General features: G+C 61.8%; 16 protein-coding genes. 11 read left to right on the forward strand and 5 right to left on the reverse strand.

The annotated features are described in order from the left end of the window. Positions 1-90 precede the first annotated feature (90 nt). A complete protein-coding gene (locus FHS89_RS01805) occupies positions 91-1,035 on the reverse strand; it encodes an isopenicillin N synthase family dioxygenase (protein ID WP_184007852.1) in 945 nt (314 codons plus the stop codon). A gap of 27 nt (positions 1,036-1,062) precedes the next feature. Further along, complete coding sequence (locus tag FHS89_RS01810; protein ID WP_184007855.1) at positions 1,063-2,250, reverse strand: BaiN/RdsA family NAD(P)/FAD-dependent oxidoreductase; 1,188 nt, start codon at positions 2,248-2,250, stop codon at positions 1,063-1,065. Between the two features lie 107 nt (positions 2,251-2,357). Between FHS89_RS01810 and FHS89_RS01815 the strand changes: the two genes are divergently transcribed. From FHS89_RS01815 to FHS89_RS01825, 3 genes are all read left to right on the forward strand, one after another. Continuing rightward, positions 2,358-3,671 (forward strand): cytochrome-c peroxidase, encoded by a 1,314-nt coding sequence (locus tag FHS89_RS01815; protein WP_184008447.1) that lies wholly within the window; start codon positions 2,358-2,360, stop codon positions 3,669-3,671. Positions 3,672-3,843: 172 nt separating this feature from the next. Next, positions 3,844-4,125 carry a hypothetical protein gene (locus FHS89_RS01820; protein ID WP_184007857.1) on the forward strand — a complete coding sequence of 94 codons (282 nt, stop codon included), beginning with the start codon at positions 3,844-3,846 and terminating at the stop codon, positions 4,123-4,125. 28 nt (positions 4,126-4,153) lie between these two features. Next, positions 4,154-4,717: a hypothetical protein gene (locus FHS89_RS01825; protein ID WP_184007859.1), complete on the forward strand. Its 564-nt coding sequence runs from the start codon at positions 4,154-4,156 to the stop codon at positions 4,715-4,717. A 38-nt stretch (positions 4,718-4,755) separates the two neighbouring features. Here the strand turns inward: FHS89_RS01825 and FHS89_RS01830 are convergent, their stop codons facing one another. Both FHS89_RS01830 and FHS89_RS01835 read right to left on the reverse strand, forming a co-directional pair. Next, a complete protein-coding gene (locus FHS89_RS01830) occupies positions 4,756-6,252 on the reverse strand; it encodes a CRTAC1 family protein (protein WP_184007861.1) in 1,497 nt (498 codons plus the stop codon). Beyond that, positions 6,249-7,481, reverse strand: a complete 1,233-nt coding sequence (locus FHS89_RS01835; RefSeq protein WP_184007863.1) for an ROK family protein — start codon at positions 7,479-7,481, stop codon at positions 6,249-6,251. Before FHS89_RS01835 ends, FHS89_RS01830 begins: the two co-directional genes overlap by 4 nt. Positions 7,482-7,748: 267 nt before the next feature. Between FHS89_RS01835 and xylF the strand changes: the two genes are divergently transcribed. The 5 genes from xylF (at position 7,749) to xylA (ending at position 13,673) form a co-directional block, all read left to right on the forward strand. Then, positions 7,749-8,759, forward strand: a complete 1,011-nt coding sequence (gene xylF, locus FHS89_RS01840) for a D-xylose ABC transporter substrate-binding protein (RefSeq protein WP_425502770.1) — start codon at positions 7,749-7,751, stop codon at positions 8,757-8,759. 128 nt (positions 8,760-8,887) lie between these two features. Then, positions 8,888-10,189 (forward strand): sugar ABC transporter permease, encoded by a 1,302-nt coding sequence (locus FHS89_RS01845; protein ID WP_184007867.1) that lies wholly within the window; start codon positions 8,888-8,890, stop codon positions 10,187-10,189. After that, a complete protein-coding gene (locus FHS89_RS01850; RefSeq protein WP_184007869.1) occupies positions 10,186-10,935 on the forward strand; it encodes an ATP-binding cassette domain-containing protein in 750 nt (249 codons plus the stop codon). The genes FHS89_RS01845 and FHS89_RS01850 overlap by 4 nt, the downstream gene beginning before the upstream one ends. Beyond that, complete coding sequence (xylB, locus tag FHS89_RS01855; RefSeq protein WP_184007871.1) at positions 10,935-12,374, forward strand: xylulokinase; 1,440 nt, start codon at positions 10,935-10,937, stop codon at positions 12,372-12,374. The genes FHS89_RS01850 and xylB overlap by 1 nt, the downstream gene beginning before the upstream one ends. Positions 12,375-12,377: 3 nt before the next feature. Continuing rightward, positions 12,378-13,673 (forward strand): xylose isomerase, encoded by a 1,296-nt coding sequence (gene xylA / locus FHS89_RS01860; RefSeq protein WP_184007873.1) that lies wholly within the window; start codon positions 12,378-12,380, stop codon positions 13,671-13,673. Between the two features lie 169 nt (positions 13,674-13,842). Here the strand turns inward: xylA and FHS89_RS01865 are convergent, their stop codons facing one another. After that, the gene (locus FHS89_RS01865; RefSeq protein WP_425502761.1) at positions 13,843-14,589 is read right to left on the reverse strand and encodes a sulfite exporter TauE/SafE family protein; all 747 of its coding nucleotides are present in this window, start codon (positions 14,587-14,589) and stop codon (positions 13,843-13,845) included. A gap of 153 nt (positions 14,590-14,742) precedes the next feature. On the opposite strand from FHS89_RS01865, the gene mdh reads away from it, so the two are divergent. The 3 genes from mdh (at position 14,743) to FHS89_RS01880 (ending at position 18,011) form a co-directional block, all read left to right on the forward strand. Continuing rightward, positions 14,743-15,705: a malate dehydrogenase gene (mdh, locus tag FHS89_RS01870; RefSeq protein WP_184007876.1), complete on the forward strand. Its 963-nt coding sequence runs from the start codon at positions 14,743-14,745 to the stop codon at positions 15,703-15,705. Positions 15,706-15,930: 225 nt separating this feature from the next. Next, entirely contained in the window at positions 15,931-17,097 is a 1,167-nt protein-coding gene (metK, locus tag FHS89_RS01875) for a methionine adenosyltransferase (protein WP_184007878.1), read from the forward strand. Between the two features lie 146 nt (positions 17,098-17,243). Next, a complete protein-coding gene (locus tag FHS89_RS01880; RefSeq protein WP_184007880.1) occupies positions 17,244-18,011 on the forward strand; it encodes a 2-keto-4-pentenoate hydratase in 768 nt (255 codons plus the stop codon). Positions 18,012-18,020: the final 9 nt, after the last annotated feature.

The raw sequence follows: 18,020 nt of genomic DNA on the forward strand, positions 1-18,020 counted from the left end.
CGAGGGAGGGCGCGGACCTCTGTTTCGCGTTTCATGTGACCAATTCCTAGCAGGGGCCGGCGGCTTCGCCTTGATTCCGGTCCAGTAGGGTCAGCCCTTTTCGTCCTGATGGGCCTGATACCCGGCTGTCAATTCAGCGCGCAGGAAATCGCCAAACACCAGCGGCTCAAACCCGGGCCCGCCCTGCCCCGGCAGCGGGGCGACGGTATAGCTGACATGCGGGTCATAGAAGAACGGGCAGGAATACCGCTCCTGCCCGGATCGGTTGATCACCCGGTGGGGCGTCGATTTCAGCCGCCCATTGCTCATCCGGTGCAGCATATCACCCACATTCACCACGAATGATCCCTCAATTCGGGGCGCATCCACCCATGCCCCGGCGGGGGTTTGCACCTGCAAGCCACCCACCCCATCCTGCGCGAGGATGGTCAGGCAGCCGAAATCGGTATGCGGGGCAGAGCCGTATAAATCCTCCGCCGCATCCGCGGGCCGGGGCGGGTAGTGCAAGAGCCGCAGCCATGTCGTCGGCGGTGCAAAGCCGTCCATCACCGGGCCGGGCGGCACGCCAAGCCCTTCAAGAACCAGCACCATCATCTCCGCACCCAGCGCCGAGAGTGCTGCGTTATATGCCTCCAGCGCGTCCCGAAAACCGGGCAGATCGGGCCATTGGTTCGGACCGGACAGATAGCCGGGCGTGCCCGCCGCGTCCTCCCGCATCATCATGAAGCTTTCGGACTGGTTGGGTTTCGTGACCTCCGCCAGTGTTGAATTCACATCCGTGGACGTGTCGATGGGGATAAAGCCACGGTGGTTCGCGTCCAACTCCACCGCCATCTTCGCCTCACGCGGCAAGGCGTGGAACGCGCGCGATGCCTCGAATACGCCGTCGATCAGGGCATTGGGAATGCCATGCCCGGTGATATAGCCAAAGCCCACGCTGCCATAAACCTCTACAAATCGCTGGGCTAAGGATGCGCGCTCCGGCCCATGGCGGGCGGAGATGTCGATCACCGGAATATCGCTGAATTCTGTCATCCCGCCAGCATGGGACAGGCCGCCGGTTCAGGCAAGCGTCGCGCGGATCGCCTGCCCCGCCGCCCAGCCAGACGACCACGCCCATTGGAAATTATATCCACCCAGCCACCCGGTCACATCCACGACCTCCCCGATGAAATAGAGGCCGGGGACCGATTTACTCTCCATTGTGCGGGCATTGAGGCCATCCGTGTCCACGCCCCCAAGGGTGACTTCGGCGGTGCGGTAGCCTTCGGTGCCGATGGGGTAAAGCTCCCACGCCTCGACCGCATCGGCGAGCGACCGGAGCGCCGTGTCGTTCATATCCGCGATATTGCCCTGCGCCCCCGCCCGCTCCGCCACATCCTGCGCGAGCCGTTTGGGCAACACCTCGGCCAAGGCGGTCGCGGGTGCGACGCGGCCCCGTGACTGGCGCACATCCCGCAACCCACCGAACACATCCACACCGGGGGCAAGGTTTACGCGGATCGCTTCGGTTTCCCGCCAATAGGAGGAGATTTGCAGGATCGCGGGGCCAGACAGCCCGCGATGGGTGAACAAAACGGCCTCCTCAAACGCCGTGCCCCCACCCGACACACGCGCATCACAGGCAACCCCGGCCAGTGCGCGAAACGCCTCCTTCTGCTGATCGCCGAAGGTGAGCGGCACAAGCGCCGGGCGCGTTTCGGTCACGTCGTGACCAAATTGCGCGGCGATCTGATAGCCAAAGCCCGTCGCGCCCATCTTGGGAATCGACTTGCCGCCACAGGCCACCACGAGATTGGGCGCGGTCACGGTCACGTCCCGCCCCTCCCGATCAAGCCGCAGGGTGTAGCCATCGTTCCGCGTGATCTCCTTCACCGTGGTATTCAGCCACAGCGACGCGGGGGACATCTCGGCCAGCAGCATCGCGATGATGTCCTTCGCGGAATGGTCGCAGAACAACTGCCCCAGCGTTTTCTCATGATAGGCGATGCCATGCCGTGCCACGAGGTCGATAAAGTCCCATTGGGTGTAGCGGCTGAGCGCGGATTTGGCGAAATGCGGGTTCTGCGACAGGAAATTCTCTGGCGCGGCATACATATTGGTGAAGTTGCACCGCCCCCCGCCGGAGATGCGAATCTTCTCCCCCGGTGCTTTGGCATGGTCGATCACGAGCGTATTTGGCCCGGCATGGGCCGCGCACATCAGCCCTGCGGCCCCCGCGCCAATGATGATCGTGTCAAACCGTGTCATGCCCTTGGGTGGATCACGAATGGCCGCGCCGGGCAAGGGGCGGAAATCATCGTGAAATGAAACCTTCCCGCTTGCACATGCGCGCGGGCCGGGCCACGATTTCGGACATGAAAAAGCTGCTCTTGACCCTTGCGCTGACCGCGCTGCCCCTCCCGGCGGTGGCTGATCTGCCTCCGCCCGTGACCGATGCCGATTACCTCCCCGTGGACATGGAGGAGGCCAAACTTGGCCAGCTTCTGTTCTGGGATCCGATCCTGTCGGGCAACCGCAATATCTCCTGCGGGACGTGCCACCATCCGCGGTTTGGCACTGGGGATGGGGTGTCTCTGTCTTTTGGCGAGGGGGGTGTCGGGCTTGGCCCTGAGCGGCGCATTGACCCCGAAAACGCGCCAGAGCAGCGCATCCCCCGCAACGCGCCCGCGCTGTTCAACCTTGGCGCGCGTGAGTTTACCGTGATGTTCCACGATGGGCGTCTGGAGGCCGATCCAAACCGCCCCTCCGGCCTGCGCACCCCGTTGGAGGATGAGATGGTCATGGGCTTTGACAATGTGTTGTCCGCCCAAACCATGTTTCCCGTGCTCAGCAGCGATGAGATGGCGGGGCATTACAGCGAAAACGAAGTGGCACAGGCCGTGCGGCAAGGGCGACTGACCGGAGAGGGGGGCGCGTGGGATCTGATAGCCGCTCGCGTCGCGGCAATCCCCGAATATGCCGACCGCTTCGCACAAATCGAGCCGGACATCGCGGCCGGGCGGGCGATCCATTTCACCGATATCTCCAACGCGATCGCGGCCTTCATCGCGCATGAGTGGCGGTCGGATACCAGCCGGTTTGATGCGGCCCTGCGCGGCACGCCCCTGACGGGCGCAGCGGCAGAGGGTGCCGCGCTGTTCTACGGCCCGGCGGGCTGCGCGGAATGCCATAGCGGCCCCTTCCTGACGGATCACGCCTTTCACGCGATGGGCGACCCGCAGATCGGGCCGGGAAAGGCCGACCGGTTTGAGAGCCATTCGCAGGACACAGGCCGGATGCGGGTCACGGGCCGCGCGGAGGATGCCTATGCGTTCCGCACACCGTCCTTGCGCAATGTCACAAAGACCGGCCCATGGGGCCACGCAGGCGCGATCAGCGATTTGCGGCTCTATCTGCAACACCACACTAGCGGCACGGCCCTGTCTGCTTATGACCCGGCGCAGGCGGTGTTTCCCGCAGGCGATGTTCCAAAGCCCGATTTCACCCTGCTGACCGATGCAGAGGAAACCGCAGCCATTGCCCGCGCGACCCGGCCCGCGACGCCCCTGACTGAGGCAGAGGTCACGGCGCTGCTGGCATTCCTCTCATCGCTGGAGGATCAAGCCGCGATCAACGGCCGATTTGGCATCCCGCACACTGTCCCGAGCGGCCTGCCTGTGGATCGGTAAGCGGAGCCCAGCTGTAAATGTGATCTCTTTTTAAATGAATTAAACGAATCTTATTGTTAGGGAAGCCCAGTTTATTAGTACGTCCGGGTTCATGCATCGTTTTGCATGTCAATTTCGGGTTGACGTATTGAACTTTTTTCATTCATTTTCATAAAAATGATTGGTGAAAGTGATGAGCTTACTTCTATTTGGTCTTATTGGGACAACAGTACTAGGGACCGTTGCCCTTGATCTTATTGGGGATGAAGAGGACGACACCGCACCTCCTCCTCAGGAAGAAGACGGGCAGGAGATTCGGTTTGACGGGTCTGACGTTCTGAACGGCACCGAAGGAAATGACACGCTCCCGGCGGGGCAGGATGCGACGCTTGAGCCGGATCAGATCAACCTTCTTGGCGGAAATGACACCGCGCATATTGAGATGACGTCCCCTGTCACTGTGTCGGGGGGGTGAGGGCGATGATACGCTCCGGGCGGACGGTGTGCTGACCACCCTGCTTGGCGAAGCGGGCAATGATGTGCTGACCGGGGATGACAGCAACAAGCTTTACGGCGGCGCTGGGAATGACGTGATCAACTTCAATCACGGAACCTATGATCAGGGTCAAACCGGGATCGCCGATGGCGGCGACGGGGATGATACGCTCAATGTGCGCGCACCCGCCATTGTGCCGGAAGACTTCCAACCGGATATGGGGGGCGTCGAAGTCACCGGGGGTGAAGGGGCGGACACGTTCAACATCACCTATCAAATGAACACCATCGAAAACGAGGAACCCGAGGACGTGATGGAGGGCCGCTTCATCACGGTCACCGATTTCGATCCGGCCAAAGACAATCTCGTGATCGAGGTGGAACAGAACGCCGATTCCGAGGATCGCAATGCCACCGCAGAGATGGAGCAGGTGGAGGAGAACGGCATGTTCAAATCCTCAATCAAGCTGACCTTCGCAGCGACAGAAACGGCGGGCGAGGCAACGAATTACCTGACCGTGTTCAGCACGGTTCCCTTCACACTCAACGATATTCGGTTCATCGGCGTCTGATCCGATGTAACCGGCTTGAGGCTGGCGTCGTGTCCCGCTTAATCGCGGGTCACGATATGATGCGTTCCTGCGTCCAGCATCTGCCAGTCACCAGCGGTGCCATCGGGCCAGATCACGCGAAGCTCCGCCATCTCCGCGCGACCCAGCCCGAAATGCTGCGGCCCGGACCAGCCGCTGACATGCCCGCCGCCGACGGTCACTTCCCGCGCCTCAACTGCGCCGCCTTTGCGCATCTCGATCCATGCGCCAACCGCGCGTGAATTGGCACCGCGCTGCTGCAAATCCACCGTCAGCCAATTGCCGCCCTCCGTCTGGTTTTCGTTCAATTCCAGCTCCGCCCGGCGGTTGACCACCACGATATCGAGCCGTCCATCCCGGTTGAGGTCGGTGACGACCGCGCCGCGCGCCCGGTCCACGGTGGCGATCCCGGCCACATCCGCCGCCTCGGTAAACACGCCATCCGCGCCCTGAATCAGTAGATTGTTGGGGTCTTTCATCGCGTTCGACGGCATCTGATCCACATTGCCCTTGGCGATGAACAAATCGCTCAGCCCGTCATTATTCACATCGCCAAATTCGGCATGCCAGCCTGTCGATGGGCGACCATCATCGCCAAAAAACGGGCGTTGCGCAGCGGTGCCGCTGGAGAAGGGCGCATCGCGCAGGCGCGGGCCATCCTCGACATATTGCAGTTTCTGATCGCCCATGGAGGTGAGCATCACCTCGGGCCGCCCATCCCCGGTGATGTCGCGGCTGGCGATGCCCATGCCCCAGATCACCGTTTTGCGCCAGCCGTCCGCCTCGGTCAGAAGGCGCATCTCATCCAAGCGCCACATCTGCTCCTCGCCACCGCGCACATAGTAGTGGCGATCATTGGACACGCGCAAATCGCGCCGCCCTTCCCGCGCCCAGTCGGAGATCAGCACTGACAGCGCGCAAAATCCCGGCTCCAATTCTTCCATCCGGTAGCGGGTGCCGTCCCAGCGGTGCAATTCGTTCACGTCGCACGCCTCAAACGGGCCATCGGGATCGGTCCGGTCCACATAATTGCCAATGGCAAGCGTCGGCCAGTCCTGTCCCGGCTCCCATGTCGCGCTGAAGGCGGTGGACCAGCGGTCCCCCCCGTCAAATCCCCAATCGGCACGCTCAAACTGACAATCGCCCAGCCCGCGCCAAATCTGATTGGCACCGACGCGCAGGATCATCAGGTCAAGATGCCCATCGCTGTCGATATCGAGCGGATAGGCCCCGGTCACACCCGTCAACGCCATCTGATCCGCAACGGCAAAGCGCAGCGGGCCGCCGGGGGTCGTGGTGTCGTTGCGCAGCAGCTTGGCCGGCGTCTCCCCACCCGCGACGTAGAGTTCGGGGAACGCATCGCCGTTGCAGTCAAACGCAGCCACGCCACCGCCCACGAAATGCTCCCATCCGCCGCTATATTGATGGGTGAAGCCCTGCTCCGGCATCCGGTTCACAAAGGACGGTTGCGCGCACACGGGGCTCGCCGCCAGCAGGGCGCAAGACAACAGCCTCATTCAGCCGCCTCCGACGCCATGCTGATGATCTCTTCGGACAGGCCCGACATCGCCAAAGCAGCGGCCCCTTTGGCCCATAACAGATCGCCCCAGCGGTGCGTGCGTATCTCGGGCGGTGGCGTTTCGAGATGGATGGAGCTGCGCCGCATATCCGCGATCACTTCCTCTGCATAAAGGTAGTCATAATCCATCCTCTCCCCCGACAGGATAATCAGGCTCGGATCGAACAGGTTGACCAGATTGGCCAAGCCCAGCGCCAGATACCGCCCCGCCCGGTGAAAGATGGAGCGCGCGGCCATGTTCCCGGCCTTCGCCTGCTCGAACAACTGCTCCAGCACCTGACCAGAGGCCAACGACGGATCGCCAAGCCAGCCCAGCGCCGTCGCGGCCTCCCGCACCAGTGCGTAATCCGCGACATAGGCTTCAAGGCAACCGCGCTGGCCACAGCGGCAGAGCGCCCCGTCAAGCTGCACCTTGGTATGACCGAACTCAAGGCCACAGCCGCGCGCGCCGCGATAGAGGCGGTGGTTCAAGACAACACCCATGCCAAGGCCGTGCTCGATCGTTACCACAACGAAATCCGACCGCTCCCGCTCCGTCCCGAACCACAATTCGGCGAGCGCCACGAGATTGGCATCGTTGTCGATATGGACGGATACGCCCAGATGCTTTTGCGCCATGTCGCGCAAACCGACCCCACGATCCATCATGATGGGCGACCAATGGACAAAGCCCGATACGTTGTCGATGAAGCCCGGCAGACCCAAGCCGATGGCGGAAATATCGCCCCGCTCCAATCCGCCCACGGAGAGAACGGCATCGAGCGTCCGCGCGGTGCGGGCAAGGATATCTTCGGTGCTATGGAGCGTCGGGCGGCAGGGCAGTGCGGCCTCTGCCAGCGTTTTGCCCGTGGAATCGACGATCACCGCACTGTCGAGCACATCGCTGAGCTTGATCCCCACAACCAGATGCGCATCCGCCCGCATACCAAGCGCCACACGCGGGCGCCCCCGCACGATCCCGGTATCGGCGGCCTGTACCTCCTCAATCAGACCCATTGAAATGAGGTCGGATGTGATCTGCGTCACGGTGCCGGGGCTGATGTTCAGGCTCTTGGCAATGTCGATTCGCGCGGCCTGCCCGGTGGCGCGAATCCGCTCCAGAACCTGCTGGCGCAACGGGCGCTGTTCATAGGAGTCGGGCGGAATCAGCGGGCCGTATCCAGTCATGTCAGGCACCTCCCCAGGGCCAAGTCGTTCTATTGCAGTGCAGCATTTTATTCGATTTCCGAAATTAAAACCGGTTTGAATAACGATTTTGGTTTCGCATAGCCACCCGCAGCCCCTGAAACCCTAGTGAGGGTGCGACATGTCGTCAAATTAATTTTGACAAATGAAATTAATCTGTCATTCTCCTCCTGCAATCACCGGGGCTGCGTTTTGCGGGGACTCCGGAATGACCATCCAAGGGAGGATACTTGAATGCATAAGAGTGTAATGCTCGCAGCAGTGCTTGCCGCCGGTTTGACCGCGCCCGCACTTGCACAGGACATCACGGTTGGCGTGAGCTGGTCCAATTTCCAGGAAGAGCGCTGGAAGACTGACGAAGCGGCGATCAAAGCGGCGCTTGAAGCAGCGGGTGCGGCCTATGTGTCCGCCGACGCGCAGTCCTCTTCGGCAAAGCAGCTTTCCGACATCGAAAGCCTCATCGCACAGGGCGTTGACGCGCTCATCATCCTTGCGCAGGACGCGCAGGCCATTGGCCCGGCTGTTCAGGCCGCAGATGATGAAGGTATCCCGGTTGTCGGCTATGACCGCCTGATCGAAGATCCGCGCGCGTTCTACCTCACCTTTGACAACGTTGAAGTGGGCCGGATGCAGGCACGCGCGGTTCTGGAAGCACAGCCTTCCGGCAACTACGTCATGATCAAGGGCTCCCCGACCGACCCGAACGCGGATTTCCTCCGTGGTGGTCAGCAGGAAGTGTTGCAAGCGGCAATCGACAGCGGCGCAATCACCATCGTGGCAGAAGCCTATACCGATGGCTGGCTGCCCGCGAACGCCCAGCGCAACATGGAGCAGATCCTCACCGCGCAGGACAACAACGTCGATGCGGTTGTTGCCTCCAATGACGGCACCGCAGGTGGTGCGGTTGCAGCCCTCGCCGCTCAGGGCATGGACGGCATCCCCGTCTCCGGTCAGGATGGTGATCATGCCGCTCTGAACCGTGTTGCCAAAGGCACGCAGACCGTGTCCGTCTGGAAAGACGCGCGTGATCTGGGCCGCGCCGCCGGTGAAATCGCAGCCGCTCTTGCGGGTGGTGCGGATATGTCCGCCGTTGCGGGTGCGGGTCTTTGGACCTCCCCGGGTGGTACGGAAATGTATGCACGTTTCCTTGAGCCGGTGCCTGTCACCGCTGACAACCTCACTGTCGTCGTCGATGCTGGCTGGATCACCCAAGAGTCGCTCTGCCAGGGTGTGAGCAACGGCCCGGCGCCGTGCAACTAAGCCCACGGGCTTGACCCATCGGTAGGCGGTGCAGGGCCAAATACGCACCGCCTGCCTTTCCCGCGGCACGCTGATTTCCTGTTTTCAGCGTGCCGCGACACTGACCGTCAGCAACGGACACACATATCATGACCGATACATCGCACCCCGTACCGGGCGCTGCAAAGCGCCGGAGCCTTCTTGACACCCTGGAAATAGACACCCGCCTCTTGGGCATGATCGGCGCGTTTCTCGTGCTGTGTATCGTGTTCAACGTGTTCACGGATGGCCGTTTCCTGACCCCGCGCAATGTGTTCAACCTCACGATCCAGACGGTTTCGGTGGCGATCATGGCGACGGGCATGGTGTTTATCATCGTTACCCGCCATATCGACCTGAGCGTCGGCGCATTGCTCGCGACCTGCTCTGCTGTGATGGCGATGATGCAAACCGCGATCCTGCCCGATGTGATCGGTCTGCCGCTGGGCCACCCGATGATCTGGGTGCTCGCCGCGATCACCGGGATGCTGACCGGCACATTGATCGGAGCGTTTCATGGCTGGCTTGTTGGCTATCTGTCGATCCCAGCCTTCATCGTGACCCTTGGCGGGCTGCTCGTGTGGCGCAACGTGGCGTGGTATCTGACCAATGGTCAGACGATCGGGCCGCTTGATCCGACCTTCCTCATTTTTGGCGGCACAAACGGCACGCTGGGCGAAACATGGTCCTGGATCGTCGGCGCCATCGCGGCAGCCGCCGCCGTCGCGATCCTGTTCCAATCCCGGCGCAAGAAAAGCGCGCATGGCTTCCCGGTAAAGCCGATGTGGGCCGAAGTGACGATCTCCGGCATCGTGGTCGCTGCGATCATGGGGTTTGTCGCCACGCTCAACGCCTATGAAATCCCGTCTCGCCGTCTTGAACGGATGTTCGAGGACCGGGGCGAGATTATGCCCGAAGGCTTCACCGCCTCCTACGGGATGCCGATTTCCGTGCTGCTATTGATCATCGTTGCCATCGGGATGACCGTGATCGCCCAGCGCACGCGGCTTGGCCGGTATATCTTTGCCACGGGTGGCAACCCGGATGCGGCGGAACTGTCGGGCATCAACACGCGGATGCTGACGGTAAAGGTGTTTGCCCTGATGGGCGCGCTGTGTGCGCTGTCGGCCATCGTCGCCTCGGCCCGCCTGTCGAACCATTCCAACGATATCGGCACGCTGGATGAGTTGCGCGTGATCGCGGCTGCCGTCATCGGCGGCACGGCGCTCGCCGGAGGGCTTGGCACCATTTATGGCGCGATCCTTGGCGCACTCATCATGCAATCCCTGCAATCGGGCATGGCCATGGTTGGCGTGGACGCGCCGTTGCAAAATATCGTGGTGGGCGCGGTGCTGGTCGCCGCCGTTCTGATCGACATCATCTACCGGAAGCGGACAGGAGCAAAGATATGACGACGCCCCTTGTTGAAATGCGCGACATCTCGATCTCTTTCGGGGGGATCAAGGCGGTCGATCACGTCTCTGTCGATCTGTATCCGGGGGAAGTCGTGGGCCTATTGGGCCATAATGGCGCGGGCAAATCCACGCTGATCAAGGTTCTGTCCGGTGCCTATAAGGCCGATAGCGGCAAGATTTTCATCAACGGGGAGGAGGCGACGATCAACTCCCCCCGCGATGCCCGCCGCTATAACGTCGAGACGATCTATCAGACGCTCGCGCTGGCAGATAACCTTGATGCGGCATCCAACCTGTTCTTGGGCCGTGAATTGGTCACACCATTCGGGCTTGTCGATGATGGGCAGATGGAGGCCGAAACGCGCAAGATCATGGCCCGCCTCAACCCCAACTTCCAAAAATTCGCGGAGCCGGTTTCGGCCCTGTCGGGCGGTCAGCGGCAATCCGTGGCCATCGCCCGGGCGGTCTATTTCAACGCCAAGATCCTTATCATGGACGAGCCGACCGCCGCCCTTGGCCCGCAAGAGACCAAGATGGTCGCGGAACTGATCCAAGAGCTGAAAAAGCAGGGCTTGGGCATTTTCCTCATCAGCCATGACATTCACGATGTGATGGACCTGTGCGACCGCGTGTCGGTGATGAAGAACGGGCAGCTTGTCGGGACGGAACGGGTGGAGGACGTGACCGATGACGACATCCTCGGCATGATCATCCTCGGGAAAAAGCCCGGTCAGGCGGCGTAATGTTCCTTGGGCTGGACCTCGGCACGTCCGGGATCAAGGGGCTGCTGATTGATGATGGTCAAACCATCATCGGTCAGGCCACAGCGCCCCTCACGGTCAGCCGCCCGCAAAGCGGCTGGTCGGAACAGGCCCCCGCCGATTGGATCACCGCCTGTGAGGCGGTCTTTTCGGCCCTCGGGCAGGCGCATGATCTCAGCACGCTCAAGGGGATCGGGCTATCCGGGCAGATGCACGGCGCGACCCTGCTGGACCGCGCGGACAATGTGCTGCGCCCCTGTATCCTGTGGAATGACACCCGTGCTGCAGCAGAGGCCGAAATGCTCGACGGCGATCCGCAGTTTCAGCGGATCGCAGGCAACATCGTTTTCCCCGGCTTTACCGCACCAAAACTCGTTTGGGCCGCCAACCATGAGCCTGCCCTCTTTGCCAAAGTCGCGAAGGTGCTGCTGCCCAAGGACTATCTGCGGCTCTGGCTGACGGGCGCGCATGTGTCGGAGATGTCCGACGCGGCGGGCACCGCGTGGCTGGATGTGGCCGCGCGTGACTGGTCGGATGATCTGTTGGCCGAAACCGGCCTGACACGCGAACATATGCCCACCCTTGTCGAAGGGTCCGCACCGAGCGGCACGCTGCGTGACACGCTGGCCGACAGGTTCGGCCTGCCCAAAGGGATCATCGTTGCAGGCGGTGGGGGCGATAACGCCGCCTCCGCCATCGGGATGGGATGCCTTGAGGAAGGACAGGCATTTGCCTCCCTCGGCACGTCCGGTGTGCTGTTTGCCGCGAATGACGCCTACCGCCCCAACCCGGCGAGTGCGGTGCACACATTCTGCCACGCCGCCCCGGATCGGTGGCACCAGATGGGCGTGATTTTGGCGGCGACCGATGCGCTCAATTGGTTTGCCAAGGTGGCGGGATCTGACGCGCAGGCGCTCACCGCGCCGCTTGGCCCGCTTCAAGCGCCGGGGCGCGCGCTGTTCCTGCCTTATCTGGGGGGGGAGCGGACGCCGCATAATGATGCGGGTGCGCGCGGTGCGATGATCGGGCTTGATCATGCGGATGACGCCAGCACGCTTGCCCGCGCGGTGATGGAAGGCGTTGCCTTCGCCTTTGCCGATTGCAGGGACGCGCTGGCGGCGGCGGGCACCACACTTGAGCGGGTGACGGCGGTCGGCGGCGGCTCCAAATCAGAGTATTGGTGCGCGGTTCTGGCCAGCACGCTCGGCATTCCGGTCGATTTGCCCGAAGCGGGGGATTTCGGCGGCGCGTTTGGCGCGGCACGGCTCGGGCTTTGTGCCGCGACCGGCGCGGATGTGGCCGATGTGGCGACCGCCCCAAAAATCGCCCGCACCATAAAACCCGACGCGGAGCTGATCACCGCTTTTGCGGACAAACATCAAACATTCAAAGCGGCCTATACCGCCCTCAAGGAGTTTTGAGCCATGAGCGCATTCTTCGGCGACATCGCCCCCATTCAGTATGAAGGCCCGGACAGCGACAACCCGCTGGCCTTCCGCCATTACAACCCCGATGAGGTGGTGATGGGCAAACGGATGGAGGATCACCTGCGTTTTGCCGTGTGTTATTGGCACAATTTCGCGTGGGAGGGCGGCGACCCCTTTGGCGGGCGCACGTTTGACCGGCCATGGTTCGGCGGCACGATGGAGGATGCGCGGCTCAAGGCCGATGTGGCCTTTGACATGTTCCGCATCCTTGGCGCGCCGTATTACTGCTTTCACGATGTAGACATGCGGCCCGAAGGGGACAGTTTTGCGCAAAGCACGCGCAACCTTGAGGCCATGGTCGATCTGTTCGCGCAAAAGCAGGCGGAGACGGGGCGCAAGCTTCTGTGGGGCACGGCCAACATGTTCTCCGACCGGCGCTGGATGTCGGGTGCAGCGACCAATCCTGACCCGCATGTGTTCGCCTATGCCGCCGCGACCGTGAAAACCTGCATGGATGCGACGCTGAAACTCGGGGGAGAAAATTATGTGCTCTGGGGTGGACGCGAAGGCTATGAGACGCTGCTCAACACCGATCTTTCGCAGGAACTCGATCATATGGGCCGGTTCCTCAACATGGTGGTCGAGTACAAGCATAAGATCGGGTTTGAAGGCATGATCCTTATCGAACCGAAACCGCAGGAACCGTCCAAGCATCAGTATGATTACGACGTGGCCACCGTTTATGGCTTCCTGAAACGCTACGGGCTTGAGGATGAGGTGCGCGTGAATATCGAACAGGGTCACGCGATCCTGGCAGGGCATTCATTTGAGCATGAGATCGCGCTTGCGAATGCGCTCGGTATTTTCGGGTCCATCGACATGAACCGCAACGATTACCAGTCCGGCTGGGATACCGACCAGTTTCCCAACAACGTGCCTGAAGTCGCACTCGCTTACTACGAGATCCTGCGCGGTGGTGGATTTACCACCGGGGGCACCAATTTCGACGCGAAATTGCGGCGGCAAAGCCTTGATCCCGAGGATCTGCTGATTGCGCATATCGGCGGGATGGATGTGTGTGCCCGGGGGCTAAAGGCCGCAGCAGCGATGCTGGAGGACGGCAAGCTGGAGGACGCGCGGCGTGCCCGCTATGCCGGATGGGACGGGGAGCAAGGGCTGCTCGACACCTCACTCGACGCGATTTTCGAGCGGGTGGTGTCGGAAGGGATCGACCCGCAACCCCGCTCCGGCAGGCAAGAGGCGCTGGAGAATATCGTCAACCGGTATGTGTAATGACCCGGAATCAAGGCGAAGCCGCCGGGTCGCGCCCTCCCTCCCCCATGGGAGGGCGCATTTCAACGTATCAACCCGCGTCAGCGACCGAATGGTCCGCACCATAAAACGTTTAGCGGAATAGAAAGCGCGCCCACCCGAGGGAGGGCGCGACCCTCTGTCAAACCCCTCACGTCACCGCGTCAAACACCAGCTTCGTCCCGGTCAGGGTCAACAGCACATAGGTCACGCGGAAAAACCACACTGCCGAAATCCGGTGATGCAACGCGATCCCGGCCCAGACGCCAAACAGCGCGAAGGGGATCATCACCAGATTTGCCATCACCGTGGCTGAGGTGAACAGGCCAAGTGCGGCATAGGGCACAAATTTCACCAGATTGATCCACCAGAACACGATCACGGTGGTCGCCTGATACTGCTCCTTGCTCAGCCGCTGACCCAAAAGATGCACGGCGGCGGGTGGCCCGCCGGCATGACTGACAAAACTGGTGAACCCCGCCACCATGCCCCAGACCCCGGCCCGCAGGTTGGAGAAGGGCCGCTCCGCCACCCTGATCCAGCCCTGCCCCTGCGCCAGTTGAAACGCCACGAAGCCAAGCGCGATCAGCCCGATCAAAAGCCGCACGGCATCCGCATCCGTCACATTGAAGAACACCACACCCAGACCCACGCCCGGAATGCCGCCGATCATCAGCGCACGCGCATCCGGCCAGCTCCATTTGCGCCAATAGGGTTTGAGGGCACTCACATCCATCAGCATCAACAAGGGCAGCATGAATGCCACGGCGGTTGCCGGATCGAACACCAGCGCCAGAAACGGGGCCGCCGCAAACGCAGCGCCCGACCCGAACCCGCCCTTCGATATCCCGGCAAAGATCACCGCCGGGATCGCCATGGCAAAGAATGTGAGGTCCATTTCCATGACATCCGGTCTATCTACCTACCCACGAGATGTCACGACTGTACACAATTGTATGCCTTAATGACGCATCTGTGTGTGAATCGTTGCGAAACGGGGCTGATGGGAGTAGGGAAACGCCATCTCATCGGTCCCAAAAGGAGATTTTCCATGGCACGAGCAAAGATTGCACTTATCGGTGCGGGTCAAATTGGCGGAACGCTGGCGCACCTCGCCGCGATCAAGGAATTGGGCGACGTCGTCCTGTTCGACATCGCGGAAGGCACCCCGCAGGGTAAGGCACTCGATATTGCGGAAAGCGGCCCGGTTGACGGGCTGGACGGGGATTTCTCCGGCGCGAATGATTACTCGGCCATTGCGGGCGCGGATGTGTGCATCGTCACCGCTGGCGTGGCGCGCAAGCCCGGCATGAGCCGCGATGACCTTCTTGGTATCAACCTCAAGGTCATGAAATCCGTCGGCGAAGGCATCGCAGCCCACGCGCCCGACGCGTTCGTGATCTGCATCACCAATCCGCTGGATGCGATGGTGTGGGCGCTGCGCGAATTCTCCGGCCTGCCGACCGAGAAGGTCGTTGGCATGGCGGGCGTTCTGGACAGCGCACGCTTCCGTCATTTCCTTGCCGAGGAATTCAACGTGTCCCGCAAGGACGTGACCGCCTTCGTTCTGGGCGGGCATGGCGACACGATGGTGCCGCTGGTGCGTTATTCCACCGTTGCAGGCATTCCGCTGCCCGATCTGGTGAAAATGGGCTGGACCACGCAAGAGCGGCTCGACAGCATCGTGCAGCGCACCCGTGATGGCGGCGCAGAGATCGTGGGCTTGCTCAAGACCGGCTCCGCGTTCTACGCTCCGGCCGCCTCCGCAATCCAGATGGCCGAAGCCTATCTCAACGATCAAAAGCGCCTGCTGCCCTGCGCGGCCTATGTTGATGGCGCCTATGGCCTCAACGGCTTTTATGTTGGCGTCCCGACCGTGATCGGCGCGGGCGGCATCGAAAAGGTCGTCGAGATCGCGATGAACGAGGACGAACAGGCAATGTTCGACAATTCCGTCAACGCGGTGAAGGGCCTTGTCGCGGCCTGTAAAGAGATTGATCCGTCGCTGGCATAAGCGACGGATCCAATTGTTTTCTGCGCCCCGGCCTATCCGCCGGGGCGTTTTGCGTTCATCTTTCGTACACTATGCCGCAACTTCGCCCCCTCGGATCATGGGGTGAAGGGATTGCGTTTTTGCTCAAGTCCGTTATCAACGCGCGCTGTAGGTAATCTTGCCTATCCTTCCGGCTGCGGCGGCTTCCTGCTTCACCGGATTGTATCCTTTAATTCGGAGCGCTGCATGTCCCGCCAGAACTATATCTTCACGTCCGAATCCGTTTCGGAAGGTCATCCCGATAAGGTTTGTGACCGCATTTCGGATTCGATCCTCGACGCTTTCCTCGCGGAAGAGGCAAATGCCCGTGTCGCCTGCGAAACCTTCGCAACGACTGATCGCGTGGTGATCGGTGGGGAGGTCGGGCTTGCCGATCAGGCCAACCTGAAAAACATGCTCGACAAGGTCGACAGTATCGCGCGCGATTGCATCCGCGACATCGGCTATGAGCAGGACGGCTTCCACTGGCAGAACTGCGAAGTCACCAACCTGCTGCACGAACAATCCGCCCATATCTGGCAGGGTGTTGGCACCGATGGTGCGGGCGATCAGGGGATCATGTTCGGCTATGCGACCGATGAAACGCCCGAACTGATGCCCGCCCCGATCCAGTATTGCCACGCGATCCTGCGCCGCCTTGCTGAAGTGCGCAAAAACGGGACGGAGCCGGCACTTGGCCCCGACGCGAAAAGCCAGCTTTCCATCCGCTATGTGGATGGGGTGCCGCGCGACGTGACCTCCATCGTGCTCTCGTCCCAGCACCTCGACCCAAACCTGTCAAGCGATGATGTGCGCGCGATTGTCGAGCCCTATATCTGCGAAACCCTGCCCGAAGGCTGGATCACCGACGCCACCGAATGGCATGTGAACCCGACCGGCAAATTCGTGATCGGTGGCCCTGATGGCGATGCGGGCCTCACGGGGCGTAAGATCATCGTGGACACCTATGGCGGCGCGGCCCCGCATGGCGGCGGCGCGTTCTCCGGCAAGGATCCGACGAAAGTGGACCGCTCTGCCGCCTATGCCGCGCGCTATCTGGCGAAAAACGTCGTGGCCGCAGGCATGGCCAAGAAATGCACGATCCAGCTGTCCTACGCGATTGGCGTGGCAAAGCCGCTTTCCGTCTATGCCGACACATATGGCACGGGCGAAGTGCATGAGAGCGTGATCGAAAAGGCCGTCGCGCAGGCGATGGACCTGACCCCGCGCGGCATCCGCGAAACCCTCGACCTGAACCGCCCGATTTACCAGCGCACCGCGGCCTATGGCCATTTCGGGCGCGCGCCAGAGGCAGATGGCGGCTTCTCCTGGGAAAAGACCGATCTCGTGGATGCGCTGAAAAAGCTGGCCTAAGACGTCTTTCTCTGTCCTTGTCGGGCGCGCTGATCCCTCGGCGCGCCCGTTTTCTTTTTTCCCCAAATACCTCCCGCCGGAGGCTCCTCACCTCTCAGGCAGCGGCACGCTTGACGCGTAAGCGCACCTGTCGCAATGCTGCGACTATGGATATCGAGAGCCTCACCAACCGCATCTATCATGCCGAACGGGACGCGACCCCGATCGCGACCCTTGCCGCTGACATCGGCACGCCGGAGCGGGGATATGCGATCCAGCGGCAGCTTATCGCGCGCGCCATGCAGGATGGGCGCGCCCTTGCCGGGCGGAAGATCGGGCTGACCTCGAAACTGGTGCAAGAGCAGCTTGGCGTGCATGAGCCGGTGCATGGCCCGATTTTCGTGGATCGTGTGCTGCGCTCTGGCGTCACGCTCGACGCGGCGGCGTTTATCGCCCCAAAGGTGGAGCCGGAACTGGCCTTCACCTTCTCACAGGATGTAACCGAACCGGGCCTGTCCCGCGCGGCACTCACCAAACACATCACGCATGTCACCGCCGCGATTGAGATTGTGGACAGCCGGATCACCGATTGGGGCTTTGCCCTGCCTGACATGATCGCGGATTACGCGGTGAGCGCGCGCGTGATCCTTGGCGACCGGCAGGTGGCGCTGGAGGGGATTGACCTTACCACGCTCGGCGTCAGGGCAATGCGGAATGGGGATGAGGTCGGCACTGGCACGGGGGCGGCCTGTCTTGATCATCCGCTGAACGCGCTGGGCTGGCTCGCGGATGCGTTGATCGCCATTGGGGAGCCGTTGCGCGCCGGGCAGATCGTCATCACCGGCTCGCTCACGCCGGTTCTGCCCTTGGCGACGGGCGATCACTACGCCGCTGATTTCGATCATCTGGGCAGCGTGACGTTCAGCATCGCTTGATCCCGGCGG

Origin of the sequence: Rubricella aquisinus (genome assembly GCF_014199445.1) — a bacterium.
Lineage (GTDB): Bacteria > Pseudomonadota > Alphaproteobacteria > Rhodobacterales > Rhodobacteraceae > Rubricella > Rubricella aquisinus.

Coding starts and splice junctions, on each gene's coding strand:
- FHS89_RS01805 (WP_184007852.1), bottom strand. CDS start 1,035: ATGACAGAATTCAGCGATATTCCGGTGATCGACATCTCCGCCCGCCAT.
- FHS89_RS01810 (WP_184007855.1), bottom strand. CDS start 2,250: ATGACACGGTTTGACACGATCATCATTGGCGCGGGGGCCGCAGGGCTG.
- FHS89_RS01815 (WP_184008447.1), top strand. CDS start 2,358: ATGAAAAAGCTGCTCTTGACCCTTGCGCTGACCGCGCTGCCCCTCCCG.
- FHS89_RS01820 (WP_184007857.1), top strand. CDS start 3,844: ATGAGCTTACTTCTATTTGGTCTTATTGGGACAACAGTACTAGGGACC.
- FHS89_RS01830 (WP_184007861.1), bottom strand. CDS start 6,252: ATGAGGCTGTTGTCTTGCGCCCTGCTGGCGGCGAGCCCCGTGTGCGCG.
- FHS89_RS01835 (WP_184007863.1), bottom strand. CDS start 7,481: ATGACTGGATACGGCCCGCTGATTCCGCCCGACTCCTATGAACAGCGC.
- xylF (WP_425502770.1), top strand. CDS start 7,749: ATGCTCGCAGCAGTGCTTGCCGCCGGTTTGACCGCGCCCGCACTTGCA.
- FHS89_RS01845 (WP_184007867.1), top strand. CDS start 8,888: ATGACCGATACATCGCACCCCGTACCGGGCGCTGCAAAGCGCCGGAGC.
- FHS89_RS01850 (WP_184007869.1), top strand. CDS start 10,186: ATGACGACGCCCCTTGTTGAAATGCGCGACATCTCGATCTCTTTCGGG.
- xylB (WP_184007871.1), top strand. CDS start 10,935: ATGTTCCTTGGGCTGGACCTCGGCACGTCCGGGATCAAGGGGCTGCTG.
- xylA (WP_184007873.1), top strand. CDS start 12,378: ATGAGCGCATTCTTCGGCGACATCGCCCCCATTCAGTATGAAGGCCCG.
- FHS89_RS01865 (WP_425502761.1), bottom strand. CDS start 14,589: ATGGACCTCACATTCTTTGCCATGGCGATCCCGGCGGTGATCTTTGCC.
- mdh (WP_184007876.1), top strand. CDS start 14,743: ATGGCACGAGCAAAGATTGCACTTATCGGTGCGGGTCAAATTGGCGGA.
- metK (WP_184007878.1), top strand. CDS start 15,931: ATGTCCCGCCAGAACTATATCTTCACGTCCGAATCCGTTTCGGAAGGT.
- FHS89_RS01880 (WP_184007880.1), top strand. CDS start 17,244: ATGGATATCGAGAGCCTCACCAACCGCATCTATCATGCCGAACGGGAC.